This window comes from Streptomyces sp. KL116D, assembly GCF_030766975.1.
In the GTDB taxonomy this organism is placed as follows: Bacteria; Actinomycetota; Actinomycetes; order Streptomycetales; family Streptomycetaceae; genus Streptomyces; species Streptomyces longispororuber_A.
The window spans coordinates 13987-30601 of the sequence record NZ_JASERH010000114.1 but is presented as its reverse complement, the minus strand read 5'-3'; the positions used below and the strand labels follow the sequence as shown (position 1 = coordinate 30601).

Below are 16615 nucleotides of genomic sequence, written 5' to 3'. Positions count from 1 at the left end.
GTCGGCAACACGCTGTAGTGACATGTCGACATGGATGGGGCGAATCCGCGCAGGAAGCAGGGGGTGTGGCCGGAGGTGGCCGCGTTTCCGTCGGGAAGGGGTCACTCGATCCGGTCTACCCGTTTCAGCTACGCCTCGATCCTGTTTGCGGATCGAAGTCGGGCGAAGCTGCGGGCGAGGAGCCTTGACACGTGCATCTGCGAGACGCCCAGTTCGGCGCTGATCTGAGACTGCGTCAAGTTGCTGTAGTACCTGAGGAGCAGGATGCGCTGCTCGCGCTCGGGCAGTTGTACGAGCAGGTGGCGGACGAGGTCGCGGTGCTCGACTCCGTCGAGTTCGGGGTCCTCGTAGCCGAGCCGGTCGAGCAGGCCCGGCATCCCGTCGCCCTCCTGCGCGGCTTCCAGGGAGGTCGCGTGGTACGAGCGTCCGGCCTCGATGCAGGCGAGCACCTCGTCCTCGCCGATGCGCAGCCGCTCGGCGATCTCGGCGGTCGTGGGGGAGCGTCCGAAGGCCGTGGTCAGGTCCTCGCTCGCGGCGTTCACCTGCACCCACAGCTCGTGCAGTCGGCGCGGCACGTGCACGGTCCGCACGTTGTCGCGGAAGTACCGCTTGATCTCGCCGACGACGGTCGGCATGGCGAAGGTCGGGAACTGCACCCCGCGGTCCGGGTCGAACCGGTCGATGGCGTTGATGAGGCCGATCGTGCCGACCTGGACGACGTCCTCCATCGGCTCGTTGCGGCTGCGGAAGCGGGCCGCGGCGTAGCGCACCAGCGGCAGGTTGGCCTCGATCAGGGCGCCGCGCACCCGGGAGTGCTCGGGGCTGCCCGGCAGCAGGTCCTTGAGCTGGCCGAAGAGGACCTGGGTGAGGGCCCGGGTGTCGGCTCCGCGGCTCTTCGCGGTCGAAGCGGGGGGCGCGGGGGGCGCGGCCGGGGTGGTGGTCTGCTCGGCGGGCGCGGCCGGCGCAGGCGGTACGGCCGGTACGGCCGGTGCTTGCGGCGCCTGCGGCGCTTGCGGTGCTTCTTGAGGCGCAGTACTGGCCGGCACGGTCAACCCCACCTCTGTTTCCGTCAACTCATCGGTCAAAAGCGGTCATAGCATCACAAGACATGTGCACTGTGTGCAAGCACCGCATAACTACGTGTTGAAGGGCAAGTTGGGGCACAAGACGTGGAAAGGCCCCTCACCGTTCCGGTGAGGGGCCTTTCGGTGGTGCGCGCTGCTCAGAATTCGTAGTCGGCGATCACCCACGTGGCGAACTCCCGCCACAGGGCGACACCCGCCTGGTGCGCGGGGTGCTCGATGTACCGCTTCAGCGCATCGGTGTCCTCGACCGCCGAGTTGATCGCGAAGTCGTAGGCGATCGGCCGGTCGGTGATGTTCCAGTCGCACTCCCAGAACGTCAGCTCGGGGATCTGCTCACCCAGCGCGCGGAAGGCCCGGACGCCCTCGACGACACGCGGTTCGTCCCGGCTGACGCCGTCGTTGAGCTTGAAGAGGACCAGATGGCGGATCACAGGCGACGCTCCCGGGCAGTGGGCCGAACTCACTGACCGCCGTTGACGACCCAGGTCATGAAGTCCCCGATGGACTGCGCGGCGGTCGATACGCCTTCGAAGCCTATCTGGACGTAGTCGGCGGCCTTGGCGGGGTCGGTGATGATCACGTAGAGCACGAAGACGACCGCGACGAACAGACCAATTTTCTTCGGTTGCACTACGTTCGGCCTCCCCGTTGCCCGCGCCCGCACCACATCTGTTCCGCCTGTGGCCCCTGTTGCCGGGCGCGAGTCTATCCCGGACGATCTCTCACCCGGCCTTTAAGGACCAAGGGCCCTGCGCCACAGGCCCTTTGCCGCTCCGCGACGGCCTCGCGAGGGCGCAGGATGGGTGGTGAGCCCGGAGGGTCTGGCAGGAATCCGAAGGGCAGGGACGTGACCCCGACTGCGGGGTCCGCGCCGCAGCTTCCCCCGAGAAGCGGCGTGGGCTTACGGGAGTCCGTCCTCACCGGGGGAAGCGGCTTGTCCCCCCGATGCCGCTTCCCCCGACCGAGCGGGACGAGAGCCCCGGTGCCCCTGGTCAGGCGCCGGGGCTCTTCGCGTACGGACCCACGCGCCCACCGGCCCACCGGCAACCGGCATGCAGAACGCCCCCCTTCCTCGGTGAACCCGTGGAAGGGGGGCGTTGTCAGCGGTAGCGGAGGGATTTGAACCCTCGGTGAGTTTCCCCACACTCGCTTTCGAGGCGAGCTCCTTCGGCCGCTCGGACACGCTACCGAGAGGAACTCTAGCCCAAAGAGGGCCGTGGTCTGAAATCCGTATCCCTGAAGAACCGGGTCAGGGGTTCCGCGCACTCCTGCGCGAGCACTCCGGAGATCACTTCGGGCCGGTGGTTGAGCCGTCGGTCGCGGATCACGTCCCACAGCGAACCGGCCGCCCCGGCCTTGTCGTCACGGGCTCCGTAGACGACGCGGTCGAGGCGGGACTGGACGATGGCGCCCGCGCACATGGTGCACGGCTCCAGGGTGACGACGAGCGTGCAGCCGGTGAGCCGCCACTCGCCGACCGCCTCGGCGGCCCGGCGGATCGCCAGGACCTCGGCGTGGGCGGTGGGGTCACCGGTCAGCTCGCGTTCGTTGTGCGCGGCGGCGAGCACGGTGGTGCCGTCCGGCGCCAGGACGACGGCGCCGACGGGTACGTCGCCGCCCGCCGCGGCAAGACCGGCCTCGGCCAGGGCCTGCCGCATGGGCGGCTTCCAGGGATCGCGTACGGGATCGGGGCCGTCGGTGGTGTCGTGGGGTGTCACGGCCAGGAATCTAACCCCGGGAGGATCAGCGCACCGTCTCGAGCACCTCCGCGGCACCCAGGATCTCGGCGATCTCACCCAGTGCGTCGCCCGCGTCGAGGGCGAGCAGCTCCTTCTCGGGCACGCCCAGGTCGGCGAGGATCTCGGCGTCGCCCAGCGGACCGGGCGGCACGGCTTCGGCACCGGTGCCGTCGTCGTCCTCCTCCTCGCTGTCGTCGGACGCCTCCGGTTCGCCGTCCTCCGTGCCGTCCAGGTCGAGGGCGTCCAGTTCGTCGTCGCCGTCCGGATCCTTGCCGAGCAGTTCGTCGGTGAGCAGGATCTCGCCGTAGCTGCTGCGGGCGGCCGCGGCAGCGTCGGAGATGTAGATGCGAGGGTCCTCCTCGCCGTCCACACGGACGATGCCGAACCACGCGTCCTCTTGTTCGATGAAGACGAGGACCGTGTCGTCCTCGGCGCCGGCCTCGGCCGCCGCCTCGCGGGCCAGGTCGGACAGGTCCGACAGGGCCTCCACGTCGTCGAGCTCTGTATCGCTCGCTTCCCACCCGTCTTCGGTGCGCGCGAGCAGTGCGGCGAAGTACACCGTGACTCTCCCACTGGTCTCAGGTGTGCCGGTAAGGGGTCCCCCCGGCGGAGTGTTGCCGGCGGGGAGTGCAGTTCAAGCCCCGCCCACTCGGAATCGTGGCAGAAAGTACGGCTTCAAGAGAGGTCTTCCGCGCGCTGTGTTGGCGTCGCGTCTCCGACGGACGCCCGACGGGGGTGTCTGGTGTGAGGCGCGTCACCCGCACGTCACCGCTGTGTCACCAGCGAAACGTGCGCATCCGCATCTGCTGGCGCATCCTCGCGGCCCGGGCGCGGCGCGGCTGGACCCGGGCGCGCAGCTCGCGCGCCTCGGTCAGCTCGCGCAGGAACACGGCGCGGCGGCGCCTTCGTTCGGCGTCGGTCTCGGGTTCCCCGGATCCGCTCCGCGCGGTCCCGGTCTCCCGGTCGGGCTCCTCTTGGCGCTTCTGGTCCGGCATGGGCCACACCACCACCCCAGTACCCCTCTAGACGGCGAGTCCCTTCCACTTTCCCTCGGGGCGGGCCTTTGATGCCAACGGCGCGGACACGAGGGGAAGCCGGGGCGGTGGGGCCCGGTTACTGTTGGGGACATGCGGATCCACGTCGTCGACCACCCGCTGGTGGCGCACAAACTCACCACGCTGCGCGACAAGCGCACCGACTCCCCGACCTTCCGGCGCCTGGCCGACGAGCTGGTCACCCTGCTCGCGTACGAGGCGACCCGGGACGTGCGCACCGAGCAGGTCGACATCGAGACCCCGGTGACGGCGACGACCGGCGTGAAGCTGTCCTACCCGCGTCCGCTGGTCGTGCCGATCCTGCGGGCCGGTCTCGGCATGCTCGACGGCATGGTGCGGCTGCTGCCGACCGCCGAGGTGGGCTTCCTCGGCATGGTGCGCAACGAGGAGACGCTGCAGGCCTCCACGTACGCGACGCGGATGCCGGACGACCTCTCCGGGCGCCAGGTGTACGTCCTGGACCCGATGCTCGCCACGGGCGGCACGCTCGTCGCGGCGATCCAGGAGCTGATCAAGCGCGGTGCGGACGACGTCACCGCCGTGGTGCTGCTGGCCGCGCCCGAGGGCGTCGAGATCATGGAGCGGGAGCTGGCGGGGACGCCGGTGACCGTGGTGACCGCGTCGGTCGACGAGCGCCTGAACGAGAACGGGTACATCGTCCCGGGCCTCGGCGACGCGGGTGACCGGATGTACGGCGCCGCCGAGTAGGGCGGCCCCCTACGAAGAAGCCGCGGACGGGGCTGCTCGGTGCACGAGCGGTTCCGTCCGCGGCTTCTTTCGTGGCTGAGCGCGCAGTTTCCCGCGCCCCTGGCGGGGCGCTCCCCTCAACAGCCCGGCTTCGACGCGCTGGGCGCCGGCTTCGGGTGGGTCAGGGCGGTGAGCGCCTTCGTGGCGTCGGCCTTCGGTGTGAGGGACTTGAACGCCGTGCCGAGGATCAGGTCGACCTCGGTGGCCTTGGCGCGCGTGTCGGCCTTCTGTTCGGCGCCGGCCAGCTGCGTGCCCAGGACCGGCAGCGCCGCGTCCGTCGCCGTCGTCGCGCCGAGCAGTATCCCGGTGCCCTTGACCTTCTTGTCGTACGCCTTCGTCGCGTTCCCCACCTCGCCGATCTTGAAGCCGCGCTTCTTCAGCTCGTCGGCGGTGTCCTTGGCGAGGCCGCCGCGGGGCGTGGCGTTGAGGACGTTCACCGTGATCTGGCCGGGGGCGGGCAGCTTCTTCGCCGTGGCCGGGACCGACGGCGACGCGCTCGCGCTCGGCTTCCTCGCGCAGTCGGCGGGCCCGGGGCCCGCTGCCGTGGCCTTGCCGCCGCCGGTGAAGACGTCGACGAGCTGGAACGATCCCCAGCCGATCAGGGCGACCGCCACGACGGACGCGACAACGGCGAGCACAATCCTGCTGCGCGAGCGGCCGCGCCGCATACGGGGATATTTGTCCCCCGTGATGCGGTACTTGCCGCCCATGCCGGGGGGAGTGAGCATGCTCATGGGCGCAGCGTAGTGCCGCTCGGCAGTGATGCCTATTAAATGATCACGCGCGGCCGCCCAGTCCAACCCAAAAGGGCCAATGCGGACCGGAGTGCCGTCAGCCCAGTTCGAGGACGCGGGCGTGCAGCACCTGGCGCTGCTGGAGCGCGGCGCGGACCGCGCGGTGCAGTCCGTCCTCCAGGTACAGGTCGCCCTGCCACTTCACGACGTGCGCGAAGAGGTCGCCGTAGAACGTGGAGTCCTCGGCGAGCAGCGTTTCCAGGTCGAGCTGGCCCTTGGTCGTCACCAACTGATCGAGGCGGACCGGGCGCGGCGCGACGTCCGCCCACTGCCGGGTGCTTTCCCGGCCGTGGTCGGGGTACGGCCGGCCGTTTCCGATGCGCTTGAAGATCACACGGAAAGCCTACCGGTCGAGGCTCTCCGGGCGCAGCCATGGAGACGGAGTGCGACCCTGGGAAATAACGCCCTGAAACGGGGCGAAATGGGAACACTCAAGCAGGGGACAGGGGCCTGAAATGAGTGACAGCGAGCCGATGGCGGGCGGACCGGCCGGTGACGTGAACTCGTCCGGTGGAGAGACGGGCGCCTCGTTGACGGTCGGGGCGGCGGCCGCGGGAGCCGCCCCGAAGCGCAGCCGCTTCCTGCCGCCCGCGGCGCCCGCGTCCCCTGCGGCGCCCACGGCTCCCGAGGCTTCCGGAGCCGCCGAGGCACCCGAAGCACCCGCGCACCCCGAGACCGTGACCGGCGCCCCCGCGCTGCCCGCCGAGGCGCTGGAGATCGCCTCCGGCTACGCGTTCACCGGGCCGGCCCTCGACCTCGGTGCCCTGATGTGGGACGGCGCGTGCCACACCGACGCCCAGATCCGCATCCCGCTGCCGATGCTGAACCGGCACGGCCTCGTCGCCGGCGCCACCGGCACCGGCAAGACGAAGACCCTCCAGCTCATCGCCGAGCAGCTGGCCGCGCAGGGCGTGCCCGTCTTCCTCGCCGACATCAAGGGCGACGTGTCCGGGATCTCCGCGCCGGGCGAGGACAACGACAAGGTGCGCGAGCGGGCCGGGCAGGTCGGCCAGGAGTGGGCGGCGACCGGGTTCCCGTGCGAGTTCTACGCGCTGGGCGGCATCGGCGCGGGCATCCCGCTGCGGGCGACCGTCACGAGCTTCGGCCCGGTCCTGCTGTCGAAGGTGCTCCAGCTCAACCAGACCCAGGAGCAGTCGCTCGGCCTGATCTTCCACTACGCGGACCAGAAGGGCCTGGAGCTCGTCGACCTGAAGGACCTCAGGGCCGTCGTCACCTTCCTCACGTCCGACGAGGGCAAGCCCGAGCTCAAGGAGATCGGCGGTCTGTCGACCGTCACCGCCGGGGTGATCCTGCGGGCCTTGACCGCCTTCGAGGCGCAGGGCATGGGCGACTTCTTCGGGGAGCCGGAGTTCGACACCAGCGAACTGCTGCGGACGGCTCCGGACGGGCGGGGGCTGGTCTCCGTACTGGAGCTGCCCGCGGTCCAGGACAAGCCGCAGCTGTTCTCGACGTTCCTGATGTGGCTGCTCGCGGACCTGTTCCAGGGGCTGCCCGAGGTCGGGGACGTGGAGAAGCCGAAGCTCGTCTTCTTCTTCGACGAGGCGCACCTGCTGTTCAACGGCGCGTCGAAGGCGTTCCTCGAAGCGATCACGCAGACCGTGCGGCTGATCCGGTCCAAGGGCGTCGGCATCTTCTTCGTGACGCAGACCCCCAAGGACGTGCCCGCCGACGTCCTCGCGCAGCTCGGCAACCGCGTGCAGCACGCGCTCAGGGCCTTCACGCCGGACGACCAGAAGGCGCTGAAGGCGACGGTGAAGACGTTCCCCAACTCGGGGTACGACCTCGAAGAGGTGCTCACCTCGCTGGGCACCGGCGAGGCCGTGATCACCGTGCTGAGCGAGAAGGGCGCGCCGACGCCGGTCGCGGCCACCCGGCTGCGGGCGCCGGAGTCGCTGATGGGGCCGGTGGAGGCGGGCGCGCTCGACGCGGCGGTGAAGGGGTCGCTGCTGTACTCCCGGTACGCCGACGCCGTGGACCGCGAGTCGGCGTTCGAGAAGCTGACCGCGCAGGAGGCGGAGACCGCGGCGCGCAAGCGGGCCGAGGCGGAGGCGCTCGCCGCCGAGAAGGAGGCGAAGGCCGCCGCGCGGGGGCGTCCCGCGCAGGACGCGTCCGTGGTGGACCAGGTCGTGGGGAGCGGGATCTTCAAGTCGCTGGCGCGGTCCGTGGGGACGCAGCTCGGGCGGGAGATCTCCCGGTCGATCTTCGGTACGCGCAGGCGCTGACCGCGCCCTCTGAGGAGGTGGTCCGCCGGCCCTCGGGGCCGGCGGACCACCTCGTCTCATCCGGCGTCCTTCTCCTGTCCTGCCGGCGCGGGCCGGTCCTGCGCGGACCGGGCGGTCTGCGGCTTCTGTACGCGGGCCTCACGGGTCGCCTCCGCGCGCAGCAGAGCGCGCAGGAGGGCGTACGGGTCCTTGGGCATGGGTGGGCGTCCTTCCGACGTCGTGCGGGGTTTCCTGACGGGGCCGGAGGCCGTATCAGCAGCGCAGGACGACGGTGCGCAGGGCGCGGTGGGACGGGCTTGCGGGGTGGTCGGGGCTGGTTCTGGCCCAGCAGGGCGCGAACGACGGGCGCGGCTGCCGGGGCGGGGCCGTGAGGAGGCGGACCGGGTGGCCGGTCGGGAGGCGGAGGGCGTTCTCGGCGGTGTCCTGGTGGAGCTCGCCCGGTTCGCAGGACGACGCGGCGGCCGGCGGCGCCGCCTCGGCCGCCGGCCCGGTCAGCGGGGTGACCAGCAGGGCGACCGCGAGCAGCAGCGCACGCGCCCAGGCCCGGGCACGGCGGCCCGGGGCGGCGGTGGACGTGGCGGCGCTCATGCCCCGACTTGTCCCCGGACACGCCCGTGACGCGATCTCCGCGCCGCCAGAACCGCCCTCTTGGGCTACGGATGCGTCACTGTGCTGACGCGGCGGCCTTCGCCGCCTTCGCCGCGGCCTTCATCTCCTGCTTGTGCGCGCGCACCTTCGCGAGGGACTCGGGCCCGGTGATGTCGGCGACCGAGCGGAACGCCTTCGCCTCGCCGTACGCGCCCGCCGCCGCGCGCCAGCCCGTGGGCCGGACGCCGAGCTGCTTGCCGAGCAGGGCGAGGAAGATCTGGGCCTTCTGCTTGCCGAAGCCGGGCAGCTCGTTCAGCCGGGTCAGGAGTTCCTTGCCGGTGGCGGCGTCCGACCAGACGGCGGCGGCGTCGCCGTCGTAGTGCTCGACGAGGTAGGCGCACAGCTGCTGGATGCGCTGGGCCATGGATCCCGGGTAGCGGTGCACGGCCGGCTTCGTGGAGAGCAGCGCGGCGAAGGCCTCGGGGTCGTACGCGGCGATCTCGTGGGCGTCCAGGTCGTCGGCGCCCAGCCGGACGGCGATGGTGTGCGGGCCCGCGAACGCCCACTCCATGGGCACCTGCTGGTCGAGCAGCATCCCCACGAGCGCGGCGAGCGGACTGCGGCCGAGCAGTTCGTCGGCGGCGGGTTCCTGGGCGAGGTGGAGGGTGGCGTCCATGTGGCTACGGCTCATACCTCGATGATCGCGCCACTGCCCGTCGAGTGCTACGCGGCTTAGGTTAGGCTCGCCTAAGAATTTCGTGGATGGGGAGTGGGGGACCTGTGAACCTCGGTGACGCGGAGGGCTTCGAGCTCTTCCGGGACGAGTGGGGCGTCCCGCACCTGCGGGCGGGCGACGCGTCCGCGCTCGCGTACGCGCAGGGCCGGGTCACCGCCCTCGACCGGGCCTGGCAGATCGAGGTCGAGCGGCACCGGATGCTCGGCTCGTCCGCCGCACTGCTGGGGGCGGAGGCGGTCGGCTGGGACCGGTTCGCGCGGCAGGCGCGGCTCGCCGACACCGCCCGGCGCTGCTACGAGGCGCTGGACGCGCCGACCCGGGCGTGGGTGGGGGCCTACGTCGACGGGGTCAACGACGGCCTGGCACAACCGGGCGAGCGGGCGCCGGAGTTCGCGCGCGCCGGGGCCGCGCCCGGCCGCTGGGAGCCGTGGACGCCGCTCGGCGTCTGGCTGTCGACGCACGTGCTGTTCGCCGGGTTCCCCGGGAAGCTGTGGCGCGACGAGGTCGTGCGGCGGCTCGGCGCGGACGCCGTGGAGCTGTTCGCCACCGACGGTCCCGGCACCTCCGGCAGCAACGGGTGGCTGGTCGCCGGGGAGGACCGCACGCTGATCGCCGGGGACCCGCACCGGTTCATCGAGGATCCCGGCGTCTACCAGCAGATCCGGCTCGCCTGCCCGGAGTTCGACGTCGTGGGACTCGCCGTGCCGGGCGTCCCCGGCATCGGTCACTTCGGCCACACCGGCGGGGTCGCCTGGGCCATCACCAACGCCATGGCCGACTACCAGGACCTGTACCGGGAGCGGCTGCGGCGGACCGGCGAGGGCGGCGTCGAGGCGCTGGGGCCCGACGGCTGGCGGCCCGCGCACGCCCACCGGGAGGACGGCGTCGAGGTCGTCGAGACCGAGCGCGGCGTCGTCGTCATCGGCGGCCCCGACGACGGCGAGGGGATCAGCCTGCGCCAGCCCGCCCGCGTCCACGCCGACCTCGGCTTCGCCGCGCTGCCCGGCCTGCTGCGCGCCCGCACCGTCGGCGACGTCGACCGGGCCTTCGACCGCTGGGCCGAACCCGTCAACGTGGTGCTCGCCGCCGACACCGAGGGCGGTCTGCTGCACCGGGTCGCGGGCACCGTCCCCGTACGCGACCCGGAGAACATGCTGCGGGTCGTGCCCGCCTGGGAGGAGCGGTACGCCTGGCGCGGCCGGTACGCGCCGATGCCGCGCGCCGACATCGGCGCCGACGGGGTCGCCGTGATGGCGAACGAGCGCTCCCTCGCCGCGCCCCTCGGCATCGAGTTCGCGCCGCCGCACCGCGCCCGGCGCATCGCCGCACTGCTCGCCGGACAGGTGACGTGGGACGCCGACGGCATGGCCGCCGTCCACACCGACACCGAACTCGCCTCGGCCAGACCCCTGTTGAGGCTGGTCGAGGAGCTCGACGGCCTCGACGACGATGCCGCCCGGCTGCGCGCGTCCCTGCTGAACTGGGACCGGCGGATGGCCGCGGGCAGCGTGCGCGCCGCCGCGTACGCGCGGGTGCGGTCCGGTGTCGTCCGCCGGCTCGCCGCCCACCCGCACCTCGCGCCGCTGACCGGGCTGATGCCCGCGTACCCGGAGGTCTTCCGGCCGTGGCTGGCGCTCGTGCCGCGCGTCGCGTTCGGCCTGGAGAACCTTTTGGCGACCGACCGGATCCCGTACGAGGAGCGGCTCGCGGCCGTCCGCGCGGCCCTCCAGGAGGTGGCGGCGGAGGCGACCGGGACCACCTGGGGCGAACTGCACCGGCTCGCTCCCTGGCAGGCGCTCGCCGACCCCGGCGCCGAGTGGCCCGGCCTGGACGGCGACCACGACTGCGTGCTGTCCACGTCGAGCGTGCCCGGCGTCACCGACCTCAGCGCGCGCGGCCCCGCCGCCCGCTACGTGTGGGACCTCGCGCGGCGCGACGACAGCCGCTGGATCGTGCCGTTCGGCGCGTCCGGAGTGCCCGGCACGCCGCACCACCGCGACCAGCTGCCGCTGTGGCTGCGCGGCGAACTCGCCCCCGTGACCACCGACTTCGACCGACTGACCAAGGAGAACCCGGTGCCCGAAAAGCCCGACGCACCCGACGCGACCGATGCTGCCGCCGCGGCGACCGTGCACGAGCAGTACGTCGAGGGGCTCGGCACCTTCCGCCTCGCGCCCGTCGACCCGGCCGGCGACGACATCGACGTGCTGCACGGGTGGGTGCGCGAGGAGCGGGCCACGTTCTGGGGCATGACGGGCATCGGCCGCGACGACGTGCGCGACATCTACGCGCACATGGCCGGGCTCGACACCCACCACGCCTTCCTGGTCCGCCTCGACGGAACTCCGGTCGCCCTCTTCCAGACGTACGAGCCGGAGGCCGACCGGGTCAGCGAGTGCTACGAGGTGCGCGACGGCGACGTCGGCGTGCACCTGCTGGTCGCGCCCGCCGGTGGTGCGGGGGCCGTGCGCGGGTTCACCGGCGCGCTGGTGGGCGTGCTGACCTCGTACGCGTTCGACGGGCTCGGCCGGAAGCGGATCGTCGCCGAGCCGGACGCGCGCAACGAGAAGGCGATCGCGCTCTTCTCCCGCGTGGGGTTCGAGCTCGCCGGGGAGATCGTGCTGCCCGAGGTGAAGCTGCCCGAGGTGCACCTCGTCGAGAAGCGCGCCCAACTCGCCTTCTACACCCGGTAGTCGCGGCCGGTCACGAGCAGCCGGTCCGGTCACGAGCGGCCGGTCACGAGCGGGCGATGAGCAGCGCCGACGCGGTGACGCCGACGGTCACGATGACGCCGCGCATCGCGTTCGGCGGCAGCTTGCGGCCCAGCCGGGCGCCGATCAGACCGCCCGCCGTGGAGCCCGCCGCGATCAGCGCGGCCACCGCCCAGTCGACGTCGGCGACCGCGATGAACAGGACCGCCGCGACGCCGTTGACCAGCGACGCGAGGACGTTCTTAGCGGCGTTCAGCCGCTGCAGGTCGTCGCGGAGCACGGCCCCGAACATGCCCATCAGGAGCACGCCCTGGGCCGCCCCGAAGTAGCCGCCGTAGACGCCGGTGCCGAGGACGCCGAGCCACATCGGGACGCCGCCGTCGGTGCGCGAGCCGGAGTTCGGCCGGTTCTTCATCCACCGGTTCAGCCGGGGCTGGAGCAGTACGAGCACACAGGCCGTGAGGATCAGCACGGGCACGATGGCGCGGAACGCGGCGTCCGGCAGGTTCAGCAGCAGGAGCGCGCCCGCCAGACCGCCGATCAGCGAGGCGGCGCCGAACCGTATCAACCGCCGCCGCTGGCCCCGCAGTTCGCGACGGTAGCCGTACGCGGCGCTGAGCACGCCCGGCACCAGGCCGATGTTGTTGGAGACGTTCGCGAGGACCGGGGGGTACCCGAACGCGAGCAGCGTCGGGAACGTGATCAGGGTGCCGGACCCGACCACCGCGTTCATCCCGCCCGCGGCGACTCCGGCGGCACCGATCGCCACTGCCTCGACTACGTCCACGGGTTGCCGCTCCTCCTTGGTCAACGGGTCGGCACCCGCCGGGAGTTCGCGACCTCCGTGGCGGGTTGCCGCCCTGGGCCGTCCCGTGCACGATCGTCCGTCGCGTCGGCACCCAAGTCAATCCGAGGGTTTCCTTGCACGAACCCAAGTCATACCTTGGGTGACGTGACCCTCGACGACCTCCGCGTCTTCGTCGCCGTCTGCCGCGCGGGCAGCCTCAGCGCCGTCGCACGCGATCTGTCCTGCACGCAGTCCGCGGTGAGCCAGCACGTCAAGCGGCTGGAGAAGGAGGCCGGCATCGGCCTGCTCGAACGGCACGCGCGCGGCGTCGTGCCCACCCCCGCGGGCCGCATCCTGCGCGCCGCGGCGGCCGACGGCCTCGGCGCCATCGACCACGCGCTGCGCCGCCTCGACGACCTGGCGCGCGGCGAGAGCGGCTCGGTGCGGGTGACGACCGGCGCCACCTCGGTCCGCCACTTCATGGCGGAGGCGATCGTCGAGTTCCGCCGTACGCATCCTCAGGTCAGCCTGGAGTTCCAGACGGTCAGTTCCAGCCGCAGCTGCTTCGAGGCGCTCGCCGCGCACGACCTGGACCTGGCGTGGATCACGATGGGCACCCCCGCGCGCGGCATAGAGCTGCACCCGGTGGTCGAACTCCCCTGGGTCCTCGCGGTCCGCGACGACGACGCCCTGGCCGCCAGGACCCGTGCCGAACCGGACGACCTGCGCGCCTCGGCCCAGCTCATCCTCCCGCCCGAACACTCCACGTCCCGCGGCCACCTCGACGACCGCTTCGCCGAACTGGGCATCGCCTCGGGCACCGCGTCCGGCACCGGCATCGCCGACTGGGACACCGCCGTGCACCTGGCCGAACTGGGCCTCGGCCACGCCGTCGTCCCCGACCTGCCGGGCCTGCGCGGCCCGGGCCACCCCGGCCTGACCCTCGTCCCCGTCCCCTGCCTGCCACCCCTCCAGGTCGGCTGGGCGGTCCGCCGCTGGTCCGCCCTGACCCCGCTGGCCAGGGCCTTCGCCGACACGGTGGGCCGCACCTGCCCGGTCGGCGCGGCTGGCCCGATCGGCTGACACGACGTCGCGCCCACCCCTTCGCCGCGCGACCCTGGCTCCATGACCACCACGCACACCCTCACGTCCCTCGCCGACGACCACCTGGCGATCGCCCGCGAGTCCGCCCACGGCCGCAGCGCGGAACTGATCGTCCACGAGGACCAGCTCCGCCAGAGCGTCATCGCCCTGACCGCGGGCCGCTCCCTGGAGGAACACAACGCCCCGCCGGCGGCCACCCTCCAGGTCCTCACCGGCCGCGTCCGCCTCACGGCGGTCTCCGGCGACATCACCCTCGGCCCCGGCCACCTCCACCCGATCCCCCAGGAACGCCACGGCCTGGTGGCGCTGACGGATGCGGCGGTGCTGTTGACTGCGGTGACGGCCTGAGCTGATCGTGTTCCCGTCGCTTCGGGAACTGCGCAAAGGGGTACGGGCCATGCCGTCGTACGAGGAAGTCTTCCGCCGCAGCACCGAGGACCCCGAAGGGTTCTGGCTCGATGCCGCCCGGGGGATCGACTGGGACGTGGCGCCCACGCGGGCGCTGGACCCGGCGCGGGCGCCGTTCTACCGGTGGTTCCCTGACGGGGAGTTGAACGTCTGTCACAACGCGCTCGACCGGCACGTGGACGCGGGGCGCGGGGCGCAGGACGCGCTCGTGTACGACTCGCCGGTGACCGGGAGCCGGCGCACGTACAGCTATGCGGAGCTGCGGGACCGGGTCGCCGCGTTCGCCGGGGTGCTCGTGGGGCTCGGGGTCGGGCGGGGGGACCGGGTCGTCGTGTATATGCCGATGGTGCCGGAGGCCGTCGTCGCGATGCTGGCCTGTGCGCGGATCGGGGCGGTGCACTCCGTGGTGTTCGGCGGGTTCGCGGCGAACGAGCTGGCCGTGCGGATCGACGACGCCCGGCCGAAGGTCGTCGTGTCGGCGTCCTGCGGGATCGAGGGGAAGCGGGTCGTCCCCTACAAGCCCCTCCTGGACAGCGCCGTCGAGCTGGCCGAGCACCGGCCCGACGCGTGCGTGGTGCTGCAACGACCCGAGTGCGTGGCGGAGTTGGGCCCGCTGGACGTGGAGTGGGAGGCCGCCGTGCGGGATGCGGAGCCCGCCGCGTGCGTGTCCGTCGCCGCCACCGACCCGCTGTACATCCTCTACACGTCCGGGACGACCGGGAAGCCGAAGGGCGTCGTGCGCGACTGCGGCGGCTACGCGGTCGCGCTGCGCTGGTCCATGGAGGCCGTGTACGACGTCGGGCCCGGCGAGGTGATGTTCACCGCCTCCGACGTGGGGTGGGTCGTCGGGCACTCGTACATCGTGTACGCGCCGCTGCTGGCCGGCGCGACGACCGTGCTCTACGAGGGCAAGCCCGTGGGGACGCCCGACGCGGGGCAGTTCTGGCGGGTGGCGCAGGAGTACGGCGTGAAGACGCTGTTCACCGCCCCGACCGCGTTCCGGGCCATCAAGAAGGTCGACCCGGAAGGGGAGTTGGCGCGGCAGTACGACCTCGGCGCGCTCACGTACCTGTTCCTCGCCGGGGAGCGGCTCGACCCGGAGACCTACCACTGGGCGAGCGACCTGCTCGGCATCCCGGTCGTCGACCACTGGTGGCAGACCGAGACCGGGTGGCCGATCGTCGCCAACCCGGTGGGCATCGAGGCCGCGCCGGTGAAGGCCGGTTCGCCCACGTGGCCGCTGCCCGGGTGGGACGTGCGGGTGCTCGATCCGGCCGGGAAGCCGGTCGCGGCGGGGGAGGACGGCGCGATCGTCGTGAAGCTGCCGATGCCGCCGGGCGCGCTGCCCACGCTGTGGAACGACGACGAGCGGTTCGTGGCCTCGTACCTGTCCGCGTACGACGGGTTCTACCTCACCGGCGACGGCGGGCACGTGGACGAGGACGGCTACGTGTTCGTGATGGGCCGGACCGACGACGTGATCAACGTGGCCGGGCACCGCCTGTCGACCGGCGGCATGGAGGAGGTCCTCGCCTCCCACCCGGACGTCGCCGAGTGCGCCGTCATCGGCGTCGCCGACTCGCTGAAGGGGCAGGTGCCGCGCGGCTTCGTGGTGCTGAAGGCGGGCGTCGCCTCCGATCCCGCGGTCGTCGAGGCCGAGCTCGTGCAGCTCGTACGGGACCGGATCGGGGCGGTCGCGTCCCTGAAGGACGTCGCGGTGGTCGCCGCCCTGCCCAAGACGCGGTCGGGGAAGATCCTGCGGCGGACCATGCGCGGCATCGCCGACGGCCTCGACGAACCGGTGCCGTCGACCGTCGACGATGCGGCGGTGCTCGATGCGCTGCGGCCGGTGCTCACGCGGCGGCCGTCAGCGGGAGAGCAGTGAGCGGATCGCGGCGCGGTCGACGTTCGTCAGACCGCGCACCAGCTGCGGCGTGAGGAAGACGAGGACGAAGCCGATCGCGGAGACCGCGGCGATCTGGGCGGGCGACTCGATGTAGTACGCGTGGTGCACGCCCGCGTCGGTCGTGAAGTCGTAGAGGCGGTAGCCGGGCCAGTCCAGGTAGCGGTGGAAGACCCAGGAGTACGTGGGGAACAGCGCCACGGCCCAGCCGGTGGCCAGGAACGTCACGGACAGCGTGAACGACAGCACGCGCCACGGGAACATCACCGTGTGGAAGAGCAGGGCCTTCCAGCCGGCGGCGTCCGTGAGCCGGCCGCGCAGCCCCTCACCGGGGGCGTCGGGCGCCGGCACGTCCAGGCCGAGGAGGCTGCGGGCCCGCCCGCGCTCCGCCCCGCCCAGGGCCCGCGCCCCGGTCAGCGCGGCCACCAGGACCGGCAGCCCGAGCCAGACGACGAGCGTGCCGACGCCGAGGGCGAACATCGTCACGGAGAAGGCGAACCCGGCGACCGCCACGGGCAACGAGGTCAGCGTGTGCCCGACCTCCCGGTACGTGGTGACGCTGAAGGGGGCCCGCCAGAAGGAGGGGCGCCGGGTGGTGTCGTGCCCGGCGTGGGCGGTGGTCGCGGTGTGCCCGCTGAGGTAAGGAAGCGTCGTCGAGGTCATGCGTTCAGCCTCGCGCGCCGGGGACGGCGGGAACATGGGGTGACGGGGTGTC

The 16615-nt window shown here is 72.4% G+C and carries 19 protein-coding genes and 1 tRNA gene; 6 read left to right on the top strand and 14 right to left on the bottom strand.

The features are described from left to right. Window positions 1-128: 128 nt before the first annotated feature. From RBJ77_RS44060 to RBJ77_RS44030, 7 genes are all read right to left on the bottom strand, one after another. Window positions 129-1052 carry an RNA polymerase sigma factor SigF gene (locus RBJ77_RS44060; RefSeq protein WP_372350152.1) on the bottom strand — a complete coding sequence of 308 codons (924 nt, stop codon included), beginning with the start codon at window positions 1050-1052 and terminating at the stop codon, window positions 129-131. A 170-nt stretch (window positions 1053-1222) separates the two neighbouring features. Beyond that, on the bottom strand, window positions 1223-1516 hold the full coding sequence (locus tag RBJ77_RS44055) for a Dabb family protein (RefSeq protein WP_255977792.1): 294 nt from the start codon (window positions 1514-1516) through the stop codon (window positions 1223-1225). Window positions 1517-1545: 29 nt separating this feature from the next. Further along, a complete protein-coding gene (locus tag RBJ77_RS44050; RefSeq protein WP_255977790.1) occupies window positions 1546-1716 on the bottom strand; it encodes a hypothetical protein in 171 nt (56 codons plus the stop codon). A 473-nt stretch (window positions 1717-2189) separates the two neighbouring features. Then, window positions 2190-2274, bottom strand: a tRNA-Ser gene (locus RBJ77_RS44045). Window positions 2275-2284: 10 nt separating this feature from the next. After that, window positions 2285-2743 (bottom strand): tRNA adenosine(34) deaminase TadA, encoded by a 459-nt coding sequence (gene tadA, locus RBJ77_RS44040; RefSeq protein ID WP_372350151.1) that lies wholly within the window; start codon window positions 2741-2743, stop codon window positions 2285-2287. An 85-nt stretch (window positions 2744-2828) separates the two neighbouring features. Next, window positions 2829-3383 (bottom strand): hypothetical protein, encoded by a 555-nt coding sequence (locus tag RBJ77_RS44035; protein WP_255977788.1) that lies wholly within the window; start codon window positions 3381-3383, stop codon window positions 2829-2831. 217 nt (window positions 3384-3600) lie between these two features. After that, a complete protein-coding gene (locus RBJ77_RS44030; protein ID WP_372350134.1) occupies window positions 3601-3819 on the bottom strand; it encodes a hypothetical protein in 219 nt (72 codons plus the stop codon). 132 nt (window positions 3820-3951) lie between these two features. On the opposite strand from RBJ77_RS44030, the gene upp reads away from it, so the two are divergent. Next, window positions 3952-4587: a uracil phosphoribosyltransferase gene (gene upp, locus RBJ77_RS44025; protein WP_255977784.1), complete on the top strand. Its 636-nt coding sequence runs from the start codon at window positions 3952-3954 to the stop codon at window positions 4585-4587. A gap of 116 nt (window positions 4588-4703) precedes the next feature. Here the strand turns inward: upp and RBJ77_RS44020 are convergent, their stop codons facing one another. Next, complete coding sequence (locus RBJ77_RS44020) at window positions 4704-5360, bottom strand: LytR C-terminal domain-containing protein (protein WP_372350133.1); 657 nt, start codon at window positions 5358-5360, stop codon at window positions 4704-4706. Between the two features lie 97 nt (window positions 5361-5457). Next, the gene (locus tag RBJ77_RS44015) at window positions 5458-5754 is read right to left on the bottom strand and encodes a type II toxin-antitoxin system VapB family antitoxin (RefSeq protein WP_003955420.1); all 297 of its coding nucleotides are present in this window, start codon (window positions 5752-5754) and stop codon (window positions 5458-5460) included. Between the two features lie 121 nt (window positions 5755-5875). Between RBJ77_RS44015 and RBJ77_RS44010 the strand changes: the two genes are divergently transcribed. After that, complete coding sequence (locus tag RBJ77_RS44010) at window positions 5876-7663, top strand: helicase HerA-like domain-containing protein (RefSeq protein WP_372350132.1); 1788 nt, start codon at window positions 5876-5878, stop codon at window positions 7661-7663. 56 nt (window positions 7664-7719) lie between these two features. Here the strand turns inward: RBJ77_RS44010 and RBJ77_RS44005 are convergent, their stop codons facing one another. From RBJ77_RS44005 to RBJ77_RS43995, 3 genes are all read right to left on the bottom strand, one after another. Then, the gene (locus RBJ77_RS44005; RefSeq protein WP_372350131.1) at window positions 7720-7860 is read right to left on the bottom strand and encodes a hypothetical protein; all 141 of its coding nucleotides are present in this window, start codon (window positions 7858-7860) and stop codon (window positions 7720-7722) included. Window positions 7861-7915: 55 nt separating this feature from the next. Then, a complete protein-coding gene (locus tag RBJ77_RS44000) occupies window positions 7916-8251 on the bottom strand; it encodes a hypothetical protein (RefSeq protein WP_372350130.1) in 336 nt (111 codons plus the stop codon). A gap of 76 nt (window positions 8252-8327) precedes the next feature. Beyond that, window positions 8328-8927, bottom strand: coding sequence for an HhH-GPD-type base excision DNA repair protein (locus RBJ77_RS43995; RefSeq protein ID WP_255982165.1), 600 nt, complete (start codon window positions 8925-8927; stop codon window positions 8328-8330). A gap of 86 nt (window positions 8928-9013) precedes the next feature. Between RBJ77_RS43995 and RBJ77_RS43990 the strand changes: the two genes are divergently transcribed. Next, window positions 9014-11680, top strand: coding sequence for a GNAT family N-acetyltransferase (locus RBJ77_RS43990; protein ID WP_372350129.1), 2667 nt, complete (start codon window positions 9014-9016; stop codon window positions 11678-11680). Between the two features lie 43 nt (window positions 11681-11723). On the opposite strand, the gene RBJ77_RS43985 is transcribed toward RBJ77_RS43990, so the two are convergent. Then, on the bottom strand, window positions 11724-12485 hold the full coding sequence (locus RBJ77_RS43985) for a sulfite exporter TauE/SafE family protein (RefSeq protein ID WP_372350128.1): 762 nt from the start codon (window positions 12483-12485) through the stop codon (window positions 11724-11726). Window positions 12486-12650: 165 nt separating this feature from the next. Here RBJ77_RS43985 and RBJ77_RS43980 point away from each other — a divergent pair, with 165 nt between their 5' ends. The 3 genes from RBJ77_RS43980 to RBJ77_RS43970 are packed head-to-tail and all read left to right on the top strand — an operon-like array spanning window position 12651 to window position 15882. Beyond that, the gene (locus tag RBJ77_RS43980) at window positions 12651-13568 is read left to right on the top strand and encodes a LysR family transcriptional regulator (RefSeq protein WP_372350127.1); all 918 of its coding nucleotides are present in this window, start codon (window positions 12651-12653) and stop codon (window positions 13566-13568) included. A gap of 42 nt (window positions 13569-13610) precedes the next feature. Beyond that, complete coding sequence (locus RBJ77_RS43975) at window positions 13611-13937, top strand: cupin (RefSeq protein WP_372350126.1); 327 nt, start codon at window positions 13611-13613, stop codon at window positions 13935-13937. 49 nt (window positions 13938-13986) lie between these two features. Beyond that, complete coding sequence (locus RBJ77_RS43970; RefSeq protein WP_372350125.1) at window positions 13987-15882, top strand: propionyl-CoA synthetase; 1896 nt, start codon at window positions 13987-13989, stop codon at window positions 15880-15882. Here RBJ77_RS43970 and RBJ77_RS43965 read toward each other — a convergent pair. Next, window positions 15865-16563, bottom strand: a complete 699-nt coding sequence (locus tag RBJ77_RS43965) for a sensor domain-containing protein (protein ID WP_372350124.1) — start codon at window positions 16561-16563, stop codon at window positions 15865-15867. The two genes, RBJ77_RS43970 and RBJ77_RS43965, sit on opposite strands and share 18 nt — an antisense overlap. Between the last annotated feature and the right edge of the window lie 52 nt (window positions 16564-16615).

Coding starts and splice junctions, on each gene's coding strand:
- RBJ77_RS43995 (WP_255982165.1), bottom strand. CDS start 8,927: ATGGACGCCACCCTCCACCTCGCCCAGGAACCCGCCGCCGACGAACTG.
- RBJ77_RS44000 (WP_372350130.1), bottom strand. CDS start 8,251: ATGAGCGCCGCCACGTCCACCGCCGCCCCGGGCCGCCGTGCCCGGGCC.
- RBJ77_RS44010 (WP_372350132.1), top strand. CDS start 5,876: ATGAGTGACAGCGAGCCGATGGCGGGCGGACCGGCCGGTGACGTGAAC.
- upp (WP_255977784.1), top strand. CDS start 3,952: ATGCGGATCCACGTCGTCGACCACCCGCTGGTGGCGCACAAACTCACC.
- RBJ77_RS43965 (WP_372350124.1), bottom strand. CDS start 16,563: ATGACCTCGACGACGCTTCCTTACCTCAGCGGGCACACCGCGACCACC.
- RBJ77_RS43970 (WP_372350125.1), top strand. CDS start 13,987: ATGCCGTCGTACGAGGAAGTCTTCCGCCGCAGCACCGAGGACCCCGAA.
- tadA (WP_372350151.1), bottom strand. CDS start 2,743: ATGCGGCAGGCCCTGGCCGAGGCCGGTCTTGCCGCGGCGGGCGGCGAC.
- RBJ77_RS44020 (WP_372350133.1), bottom strand. CDS start 5,360: ATGAGCATGCTCACTCCCCCCGGCATGGGCGGCAAGTACCGCATCACG.
- RBJ77_RS44005 (WP_372350131.1), bottom strand. CDS start 7,860: ATGCCCAAGGACCCGTACGCCCTCCTGCGCGCTCTGCTGCGCGCGGAG.
- RBJ77_RS44030 (WP_372350134.1), bottom strand. CDS start 3,819: ATGCCGGACCAGAAGCGCCAAGAGGAGCCCGACCGGGAGACCGGGACC.
- RBJ77_RS43975 (WP_372350126.1), top strand. CDS start 13,611: ATGACCACCACGCACACCCTCACGTCCCTCGCCGACGACCACCTGGCG.
- RBJ77_RS43990 (WP_372350129.1), top strand. CDS start 9,014: ATGGGGAGTGGGGGACCTGTGAACCTCGGTGACGCGGAGGGCTTCGAG.